The organism is Methylobacterium sp. B1 (assembly GCF_000333255.1).
Lineage (GTDB): Bacteria > Pseudomonadota > Alphaproteobacteria > Rhizobiales > Beijerinckiaceae > Methylobacterium > Methylobacterium fujisawaense.
Genome location: NZ_BACT01000334.1, coordinates 1 through 10,053, shown reverse-complemented (window position 1 = coordinate 10,053; position 10,053 = coordinate 1). Strand labels below are relative to the sequence as shown.

9 protein-coding genes and 1 pseudogene are annotated in these 10,053 nt (G+C 70.2%); 7 read left to right on the top strand and 3 right to left on the bottom strand.

Annotated features, from left to right (window positions below):
• From I53_RS09805 to I53_RS09780, 6 genes are all read left to right on the top strand, one after another.
• Positions 1-2,811: glycosyltransferase (locus I53_RS09805; protein ID WP_051044750.1), on the top strand; the 2,811-nt coding region annotated here is incomplete at its 5' end.
• A gap of 84 nt (positions 2,812-2,895) precedes the next feature.
• Positions 2,896-3,690 (top strand): ABC transporter permease, encoded by a 795-nt coding sequence (locus tag I53_RS09800; protein ID WP_043349821.1) that lies wholly within the window; start codon positions 2,896-2,898, stop codon positions 3,688-3,690.
• 199 nt (positions 3,691-3,889) lie between these two features.
• A complete protein-coding gene (locus tag I53_RS09795) occupies positions 3,890-4,231 on the top strand; it encodes a hypothetical protein (RefSeq protein ID WP_043349819.1) in 342 nt (113 codons plus the stop codon).
• A 62-nt stretch (positions 4,232-4,293) separates the two neighbouring features.
• Positions 4,294-5,046: an FkbM family methyltransferase gene (locus I53_RS09790; RefSeq protein ID WP_043349817.1), complete on the top strand. Its 753-nt coding sequence runs from the start codon at positions 4,294-4,296 to the stop codon at positions 5,044-5,046.
• Positions 5,047-5,060: 14 nt separating this feature from the next.
• Complete coding sequence (locus I53_RS09785; RefSeq protein ID WP_043349814.1) at positions 5,061-5,381, top strand: hypothetical protein; 321 nt, start codon at positions 5,061-5,063, stop codon at positions 5,379-5,381.
• Between the two features lie 192 nt (positions 5,382-5,573).
• Entirely contained in the window at positions 5,574-6,989 is a 1,416-nt protein-coding gene (locus tag I53_RS09780) for a phosphomannomutase (protein ID WP_043349813.1), read from the top strand.
• A gap of 55 nt (positions 6,990-7,044) precedes the next feature.
• Here the strand turns inward: I53_RS09780 and I53_RS09775 are convergent, their stop codons facing one another.
• From I53_RS09775 to I53_RS09765, 3 genes are read right to left on the bottom strand one after another with little or no spacing between them, the layout of a single operon-like run.
• Positions 7,045-7,971, bottom strand: a complete 927-nt coding sequence (locus tag I53_RS09775) for an NAD-dependent epimerase/dehydratase family protein (RefSeq protein WP_043349810.1) — start codon at positions 7,969-7,971, stop codon at positions 7,045-7,047.
• On the bottom strand, positions 7,958-8,935 hold the full coding sequence (locus I53_RS09770) for an NAD(P)-dependent oxidoreductase (protein ID WP_043349808.1): 978 nt from the start codon (positions 8,933-8,935) through the stop codon (positions 7,958-7,960). Before I53_RS09770 ends, I53_RS09775 begins: the two co-directional genes overlap by 14 nt.
• Before the next feature lie 2 nt (positions 8,936-8,937).
• Positions 8,938-9,474 carry a methyltransferase C-terminal domain-containing protein gene (locus I53_RS09765; RefSeq protein ID WP_251982272.1) on the bottom strand — a complete coding sequence of 179 codons (537 nt, stop codon included), beginning with the start codon at positions 9,472-9,474 and terminating at the stop codon, positions 8,938-8,940.
• Positions 9,475-9,550: 76 nt separating this feature from the next.
• Between I53_RS09765 and I53_RS09760 the strand changes: the two are divergent.
• Positions 9,551-10,053: pseudogene (locus I53_RS09760) on the top strand (PAS domain S-box protein); the annotation flags it as partial.

Sequence of the window (10,053 nt, the reverse complement as noted above, 5' to 3'; positions counted from 1 at the left end):
GGCTGGCTGGGGGCGATCGGGCAGGCGGCCTGCGACCGGGACGGGCTCCTGGACCTGCAGGCGCGGCTGGTGGCGGGGCATTTCGACCACGGCTTCTACCGGGCGCGCTACGGGCTGTCAGAGGCGGACGACGCCGTGCGCGACTATTGCGACACCGGCTGGCGCAAGGGCCGCAACCCCAGGCCGGATTTCGACGGACAGGCCTATTGCGACGCGCATCCCGGGGTGCGCGAGACCGGGCTGGCGCCCCTCGTTCACGTCCTCGCCACGGCCCTCCTGCACGGCGCCGACATCTCGGCCGGTGCCTTCCACCCCCGCTACGGCACGCCGGATTCGCGGGCGGCGGCGCTGGCCGACGAGGCCCGCCTGATCGCGCCGTTCTTCGACGCCGCCTTCTACGCCAAGCGCAACCCCGACGCCGCCGACGCCCCCGGCGGACCGCTCGCTCATTTCGTCGCCTACGGCCAGCACGAGGGGCGCGATCCGAGCGCGACCTTCTCCATCGCGTTCTACAGGGAGACCTACGGCCATCTCCTGGGTGCGGGGGAGTCGCCGTTCCTGCACTACGTGCGCACGGGCCGGGCCGCCGGGCTGATGGCCGCCCCCGAGGATCTCGGCACCTACCCGCCCATGGAGGCCCCCGCGCCCGACGCATGGGACCGCCTGCCCCAGGCCCTGCCCATCGACCAGGCCCGGGTCGTCGTGATCGTCCCGGTCTACAAGGGCCGCGGCGAGACCCTGCGCGCCCTCCACGCCTGCCTGTCCCAGCCCCAGGCCACGCCCTTCACCCTGCTCGCCGTCAACGACCGCTCCCCCGACCCGAAGCTCACCGCAGACCTCGCCCGGCTCGCCGGCCGCGGCCTGTTCCACCTCGTCGAGAACGAACGCAACCTCGGCTTCGTCCGCTCGGTCAACCGCGCCCTCGGCCTGCGCCAGGGCCGCGCCGTCGTCCTGCTCAATTCCGACGCGCAGGTCTTCGGCGACTGGCTCGACCGGCTCGTCGCCCACGCAGACCCCAAGGTCGAACCCGAGGCCGCCCCCAGGGCCGAAGCCGAGGCCGAAGCCGGGGCGGGGCTGCGCGTGGGCAGCGTCACGCCGCTGTCCAACAACGCCACGATCTGCTCCTACCCGCGCTTCAACGCCAACAACACCATGCCGCTGGAGATCGACCGCGCCGATCTCGACCGCATGGCCGCGCAGGTCAACCGCGGCCACGCCGTGCCCGTGCCCACCGGCGTCGGCTTCTGCATGTACATGACCGCCGCCGCGCTCGACGCCGTCGGCGCCCTCGACGCCGAGGCCTTCGGCAAGGGCTACGGCGAGGAGAACGATTGGTGCCTGCGCGCCATCAAGGCGGGCTTCGTCAACCTGCTCGCCGAGGACGTGTTCGTCTACCATGCCGGCCAGATCTCGTTCGGGCTCGACGAGGGCGGCGAGTACGTCCAGGGCCAGGCGGCCCTGCTGGCCAAGCACCCCGACTACCCGGCCCGGGTCGGCCAGTTCGTCCAGGCCGATCCCGGCCGGCGCGGGCGGGCGCGGCTCGACCGGGCGCGGCTGGCCCGGCACTTCGCCGGCCGGGCGCTCCTGTACGTGACCCATTCCTGGGGCGGGGGCATCCAGCGGCACATCGACGACATGGTCGCCCAGGCCCGGGCCGAGGGCCTGAGCGTCGTGCTCCTGCAGATCGACCAGACCCGCAACCTCGAGGTCCACGTCGCCTACCGCAGCCCCGAATTCCTGTACCTGCCCAACCTCGACAGCCTGTACCTGCCGCGGGACGCGGACGAACTCGCCGGCTTCATCGCAGAGCTGGCGCCGGTCCTGATCCACGTGCACTCGCTGGCGGGGCTGCGCTGGGCGGCGGCGCGGGCGCTGATGGATCGGGTGGCGGGCTCGGGCCGGCCCTACGCCTGGACGCTGCACGACTACTCGCCGGTCTGCCACCGCAACCACCTCGTCCAGCCGGACGGGCGCTATTGCGGGCTGGCGCCGGTCAGCGCGTGCCGGGCCTGTCTGGCTTCGGACGCGGACGGGTTCGAGGAGCCGGATCCGGGCGAGCGGCGGGCGGCGTTCGGGGCGTTCCTGGCGAGGGCTTCGCGGGTGTTCGCGCCGTCCGCCGACACGGCGGGCCGGATCCGGGACGTGTACCCGAATCTCGCGGTCACGGTCCGGCCGCGTGTCGAGCCGGAGCGCAGCGTGCGCCCCACCGCCCTGCAGCGGCCCGGACGCGTCCGCCGCGTCGCGGTGCTCGGCGGCATCAGCCTGCCCGAAGGCGGATTGCTGCTGCAGGCTTTGGCGTCAGACGCCCGCAAGCGAGACCTGCCTTTGCGCTTCTCGATCGTGGGCTTCTCCGACCCCACCCTGACGGGCGGCCTAGAGCGGGCCGGCGTCACAGAGACAGGGCGGTACTCCACCGACGACCCGACCCTCGACCGGGTCGCCCGGGCAGCCCTCCAGATCGCCGAGACCGGCCGTCATTGGGAGGATGACGAAATCCTCGATCTAGTAACCCAGGTCTCTGCCGATCTGGTGCTGATGCCGTCGATCTGGCCGGAGACCTACGCGTATGCGCTGTCGCTGGCGCTGCGCACGGGCCTGCCGGTGGCGGCCTTCGACCTCGGCGAACCGGCGGAGCGGCTGCGTGCCGACCCGGACGGCCATCTCCTGCCCTATGCCCTCGCCACCGACCCGGCCGCCTGCAACGACCGCCTGCTCGCCCTCGACATTCCGGCCGGCGGCCGAGTCGCCACGCCGATCCGGGCCGCCACCTCTGACGGCCTGATGCGCGACTATTACGCTCTCACCACCTGACGCCGACCGGCGCGGGAAGCGCCGGTCAACGCACTTTGGCCCCTTTTCTCGTCAAAGCAGGCCCGGCAACGCGAGGTCAAATCGATGCCCGCCCTCCCGACGGCTCCCGGGCAAAAGAGCCCGATCGAGTCCTATCTGCATGTGCTGCACGCCCTGATGCTGCGGGACATGCGCACCCGATTCGGTGCCTCGCTCTGGGGTTACGGCGTGGTCGTGCTCTGGCCCTGCGTCCACGTCTTCATGCTGATCGCCATCTACACGTTCCAGAAGCTGGCGGCGCCGCTCGGCGACAACCGGGCCCTGTTCTTCGCGACCGGGGCGGTTCCGGTTCTGGTTTTCCAGTACATCTCCCGCGAGGTCATGAAGGCGGTGATCATGAACCGACCGCTGACCTACTATCCACAGGTCAAGCTGTTCGACGTGATCCTGGCTCGGATCCTCGTGGAGATCGTGACCGGCTTCCTCGCACTGCTGGTCGTCTGCTCCATCCTGATCGCCATCGGGACCAATCCCGTCCCCGCAGAACCGTTCACGGCCATGTGCGGCTATCTCGCCGCCATCATCCTGGGGGTCGGGATCGGTACGATCAACGTGGCGGTCATCGGCTTCTTCCCCGGCTGGATGATCGGCTACGCCCTGTTCAGCATCATCCTGTACGTGTCCAGCGGCGTCATGTTCCTTCCGAGCTACATGCCCGACAAGGTATATTACTGGATGAAGTACAATCCCGCCATGCAGTTGGCGGAATGGGTTCGATCGGCGTACTATCCCTATGCCGGCATTCAAGTAGATTACCTCTATGTCGTCATGTTCGGATTGACCTGCGCCAGCATCGGCCTGCTGCTCGTCAAGCATGTCGTCAGCAAGATGCAGGGGTGAGCCGGGGCGGGATCACGCCTGTTCCGGGAGCCGCGCCTGACGCGGTCGGCACGATTCTCGGGCCGGTCTGGCACAACCGGAGGCACGCGGGAGCCGCGGCATCCGACCGGCCAGACCGGATGCCGATCCGGATCCGGGGCCGCAGACGGACCCTCGGGCCTCGAAAACTCAACCCGCTCCGGGTCAGGGCTGCCGCACGATGACGAATGCCGTTCATGCGATCGATACGACGTACATCCGCCGGATCCAGCAGCAGCAGATCGAATTGACCCTTCTCAGGGCCGAGCGCGACGCCGCCCTGCAGGAACGCGATCTGGCCCGGGCGCGGTCCGAGGCGACATCGACTCTCCTCGAGGCGCTCCTGGGAGGCCTGCGGCCCTACGGATTCAGCCGCAAGCGCTTCCTGTCCGCGATCCGCAGGGCGGCGCGGACCGTGCCGGATCACGGCCCCGCGGCGCTCCAGCACGGCATCCTGTTCGAAGGATCGAACCGGATCCTGGCGGGCCCGCGCAGGCCGGTCCAGGCGGCGGCACACCGCTGACACCGCTGACACCCCACGCGCGCCTGCGCGCGTTCCCCGTTCGGAGACTGGAGCCGAGGACCATGGATGTCGAACTCCTGACGGTGTTCAATGCCCTGATCAACCTGAGGGACAATCTGGACGCGCGCCCGCACATCCTCGGCTCCGAACTCGACTTCCTGTCCTTCGCCACCCGGATGGCGCCGTACTCCAACGCGCAGCTGCTGCAGGACCTGTGGGTGCTGTATGAGCTTCAGGAGAAGCGGAACGGCTATTTCGTGGAGTTCGGCGCCTGCGACGGCGTCAGCCTCAGCAACACGCTCCTGCTGGAGAAGACCTACGCCTGGCAGGGCGCCCTCGCTGAGCCCGCCCGGGCGTGGCACGCGGCGCTGCAGCGCAATCGCAACTGCTACATCTCCGACAAGTGCGTCTACAAGACCGACGGGATCGAGGTGCTGTTCAACGAGGTCGACATCGGCGAACTCTCCGGCATGGAGGACTTCGCAGACGGCGACTTCCACGCCCAGTTCCGGCAGGAGCGCCGGCAATACCCGGTGGCCACGATCTCGCTGGACCGGTTCCTCGCGGAGGCGCGGGCGCCGCGGCGCATCGATTACATGAGCATCGATGTGGAAGGCGGCGAGTTCGACGTGCTTCAGAGCTTCGATTTCACGCGTCACGACATCGCGCTGATCAGCGTCGAGCACAATTTCTCGGGCAGCCGGGAGAAGATCGACGCGCTGCTGACCGGTCAAGGCTACCGGCGGCGCTTTCGTCAGCTCTCCCTGTTCGACGATTGGTACGCGCGCCCGGATCTCGTGGCCGCACGGTCCTGACGGAGGGCGGGGCCATGTCGGCACAGACCGCGATCGCGATCCTCGATTCCATGTTCGACCTGTTCAAGGAGATGGGCAGCGGCATCGCGCTCGACCTGAACTGGCTCGCCATCGCCCGGCGCCTTCAGCAGGTCCGGGCGCAGGCCGTCTGGTCGGCCGATCTGGACTTCGTCGCCACCAAGCTGAAGGCGCACGCCGCCCATTATGCGGCGACCTACCGCCCGCCGCTCGGCTCGGAGGCGATCAGCAAGGCGAACGCCGACAGGCTCGATGACGTCGTCCGCCACTACTCGATCCTGCGCGCGCATCTCGAACAGCAGTTGCCGGCCTCTTGAGGCGCTGGCGGCGGGTCCGCCTGCACAGAGGCGTTCCGAGCGCGGGCCGCACCAGGCAGCGCCGCCCGCGTCCCGGGGCGGACCAGTCTCGCCCGGCCCGAGCCAATCCGCCGGTCCCAAGCGTTGAGAATGCGAACGGTTTGGGGCATCGATCGCGAGCGCGTGCGTCGAACCGGAGACGATGGGGATCTCGTGAGCAGTCTGAAATTCGGGACGAGCGGCTTGCGCGGTCTCGTGACCGACCTCGTCGGCGGGCCGAGCTACGCCTATGCCAGCGCATTCTTCCGGTCCGTCTCGGCGGATGACACCCACCGAGCGGTGGTGATCGGGCGGGACCTGCGCGACAGCAGCCCCGCGATCGCCGCCACGGTGGCGGAGGCGGCCGCGGCCGCCGGCTTCACGGCGATCGATTGCGGCGCCCTGCCGACCCCCGCCCTGGCCCTCGAAGCGATGCGGCGCGGCGCCTATGCGGTCATGGTCACGGGCAGCCACATCCCCGAGGATCGCAACGGCCTGAAATTCTACCGCCCCGACGGCGAGATCACCAAAGCCGACGAGGTGGCCATCCTGGCCGCCCTGGCGGACATCCCGGCCAGCGGCGAGAGACCGGCGGCGGCGTCCGCGACGCCCGAGCCCGACGCCATCACGCGCTACCAGCAGCGCTACGCCGCCGCCTTCGCGCCGGACATCCTGAAGGGCCTGCGCATCGCGGTCTATCAGCAGAGCTCGGTGGCCCGCGACCTGCTGTCCGACCTGCTCGCCGCCTTCGGCGCGCAGGTGACGCCGATCGGTCGGTCGCAGGTCTTCGTGCCGATCGACACCGAAGCCCATCGTCCCGAAGACATCGCCTTCATCCGCGATGTCATGGCACCCAGGTCTTTCGACGCCCTTGTGACCACGGACGGCGACGCCGACCGGCCGCTGGTCGCCGATGGGACGGGCCGGATCCTGCGGGGCGACGTGCTCGGGCTCATCACCGCCCGTTACCTGGGCGCCGACACGGTGGTGGTGCCGGTCACGGCCGGCTCGGCCCTTGAGCAGGCCGGCGGCTTCCGGACGGTTGTGCGCACGAAAGTCGGCTCGCCCTTCGTCATCGCCGGCATGGAGCAGGCGAAAGCCGCCGGAGCGCGGACCGTTGCGGGCTTCGAGGCGAATGGCGGCTTCCTGCTCGGATCGGACGTCACGCGCGACGGCAAGACGCTGCCCGCTCTGCCGACCCGCGACGCAATGCTGCCCATTCTCGCCACCCTGGCGGCAGCGCGCGCGGCCGGCCTGCCCCTGGCCGACTTGGTGTCCGCGCTCGATGCGGGCGACATGGCCAGCGACCGTCTTCCGAACACGCCGTCCGAGACAAGCGGCGCCTTCCTCGCGCGGCTCCGGGATGCGGATTTCCGGGCCGCCTTCCTCCGGCCGATCGGGTCACCGGATTCGATCGACGAGCAGGATGGAATCCGGATCGGGCTCGATGGCGGACGCACGATCCATTTCCGGGCTTCGGGGAACGCACCGGAGTTGCGGTGTTATGCGGAGGCCAAGTCGGCGCAGGATGCGCAGGACCTCGTCCGGTGGGGGCTCGCTGCCGCCGCCGCGGCCCTGGCGAAGGCCTGATCGCCAGGAGGCTCCGGCACGCTGGGCTTCGCGGCGCGCGGAACGCCGGGACCCGTCAGCGGTCGGCATACTCCGCAGCTACGAGCCTGCGCAGGCCCGCTTCGAGATCGATGCGCGGCCGCCAGCCGGTCCGGTCGAGGAAGCGCGTCGAGTCGAGCAACTTGTAGGCCGCGCCCTGGAAGGAGCCGGGCGGGCTCACCAGGGGGACGGACCAGTCGAGGGCGGCCAGGGCCGCCCGCGCCACCGCCTCGACGGTGATGGGGGTGTTGGCGCCGCAGTTGAGGATCTCGTTCTCGAACGCCCGGTCGGCCGCGAGGATCGCGTCGATCTGGTCGTCGACGTGCAGCACCTCGCGGACGGTCTGCGGATTGCCCCACACCTCGAAGGCCCGCGCGTCCGCTGCCTTCTCCCGCACGGCGCGGTCGAGGAGGGCGCCGACGAAGTGGCTGCGGTCGGAGGCCGTGTTGTCGTGCGGACCGTACAGGGTCGCCAGCACGCAGTGCAGGAAGCTCAACCCGTACTGGTGCGCGTAGGCCGCCGAGCCCGTCGCCAAGACCTGCTTGGCGAGCCCGTAGCCGATCACGGAGGGATGGGTCGGTCCCTGTCCGAAGCGCGCCTCGGGGAGGGGCTCGGCCGATTCCGGATAGGTGCAGGACGAGCCCGAGGAGACGAGCTTGGCCTGCGGCTGGTACAGGCGCCACGCCTCGAGGACGTTCAGGTGGATGCGGGCGTTGATCGCCAGGAGCTCGCCCTGGATGTCGTACTGAATCGCGCCGGTCCGCTGGCGGGTCACCACGTGGAAGATGCGGCCGGCCGGGGGGGCGGCGCGCAACGCCCGCTCAACATTGGCCCAGTCGGACAGGTCGCCCGCCGCGCGGCCGATCCCGACGACCTCGCGGCCCTCGGCCCGGAGCCGCGGCACGAGGTTGCGCCCGAGGAAGCCGTCCGCTCCGATGACGATGTCGCGCTCAGGCCCCGGCATGGCGGTACTCCTGGCGGTACTCCCGGCGATACCACGCGATCGTCGGCCGCAGCCCGTCCGCGAGCCCCGTGAAGGTCGAGATCCCGAAGCGCTCGCGCAGCCGCTGGTTGGTCGAACGGCGGGCGAGGACGCCGTGGGTCGCCGTGTCGGGGGCGTGGACGGGCCGGTCCTCTCCCGCCACCTCCAGGATGGTGCGGGCGAGGTCGAGCAGGGTCGTGGTCTCGCCGCGGCAGAGGTTGAGCGCGTCGCTCGTCTCCCGGATCGCGAGCGACCGAGCGAACACGTCGACGACGTCGCCGACGTAGATGAAGTCGCGCTCGACCAGCGGGTTGCCCTTGATCGTGAAGCGCTCGCCCGGGGCCAGCGCGCGCATCACGAAGGCCGGCAGGACATGCGCCTTGCGCGGATCCGTCGAGTCGTGGGGACCGTAGGGGTTGCTCAGGCGGAAGCTGATCGTGTGGATCCCGTAGCGCTCGGCGTGCAGGTCGGCGACCAGCTCGGACCAGCGCTTCGACCACGCGTAGAAGGCCTCGTTCGGATTGGGCGGCGCGTTGAGGTCGACCGGCCGCGCGTCGTCGAGGGGATCGCAGGCTGCCGGGTAGACCGCGACGCTCGAAGCCGCGCGCACCTCGCGGATGCCCTTCGTCAGGCAGAACCGGTAGAGGCGGTTGGCGATCTCGGCATTGCCGGTGAGCAGGTCGCTCTGCGCCGTCTCGAACTTGTCGGCGTCGTAGCGCTGCGCGGCGACGTTGACGACGATCGTGTCGGCGGGGACCGACAGCGCCTCGAGGGCGTCGAAGCGCGCGGCCTCGGTCGCCCCCGGGACCGCCTGGCCGGAGGGGCTGACCGCGATCAGCCGCGGCACGCGGTCGGCGAGATGCGCGACGAGGTTGCGGCCGACGAACCCGGTCGCACCGACGACGAGGACGGCCTCGGGCAGGGGGGCTGGGGGGAGGGCGGCCACGCTCAGGCTGCCGGCAGGTCGGCGGCGGTGATCACCTTGAGGTCCGGCACCGGAACGATGAAGGCGCCGCCGTTCTCGAGGTAGCGGCGCTCGCGCGCCAGGAACTCGTCGATGAAGTTCCAGGCGAGCACCAGGTAGGCGTCGGGCGCGGGCACGCTGCCCTCCTCGACGATCGGGATGCGGGCGCCGGGGATCAGGCGGCCGAACTTCAGCGGATTCTTCTCGGCCGCATATTGAACCAGCCGCGGGCCGATGCCGAAGGCGTTGAGCAGCGTCGCACCCTTGGCCGGGGCGCCGTAGGCGTGGACCGTCTTCCCCTCGGCGTTCATGCGCTCCAGCAGGTCGAGCAGCGCCGCCTGCAGGCGCCGGACGTTCTCGGCGAAGCCGACATAGGTCTCGAACGTGCCGTAGCCGCGGGCCTCCTCGTCGGCGCGCATGCGCTTGACCGCGTCGCTGACCGGGTGGGCGCCGGGGAAGCCGACATGCGCCTCGAGGGAGCCGCCGTGGACCGGGACGACGCTGACGTCGAAGACCTCCAGGCCGTGGCGCGCGAACAGCTGCTCCAGGGAGCGGAGCGTGTAATAGCACAGGTGCTCGTGGTAGATCTGATCGAAGGTCCATTGGTTCAGCGCGGCGGCCGAGCGTCTCTTCGGCTACGCGGCCGACGAGGCGGTCGGTCGGAACGTCCGCATCCTGATGCCGGAGCCGATGCGGAGCGAGCACGACGCCTACCTCGACCGCTACCGGCGGACCGGCGAGCGCCGCATCATCGGCACCAACAGGGTCGTGACCGGCCTGAGGCGGGACGGCTCCACCTTCCCGATGGAGCTGGCCATCGGCGAGATGCGCGCGGGCGAGCAGGTCTTCTTCACCGGCTTCATCAACGACCTGACCGAGCAACGCCGCACGCAGGCCCGTCTCGAGGAACTCCAGGCGGAGCTGGTCCACATGTCCCGCCTCAGCGAGATGGGCGAGATGGCTTCGACGCTGGCCCACGAGTTGAACCAGCCGCTCGGGGCCATCAGCAACTATACCAAGGGCTGCAAGCGCCTTCTGGCGCATCCCAGTCCCGAGAACGTCGCCAAGACGGTGGAGGTGCTCGACAAGGCCGCGGAGCA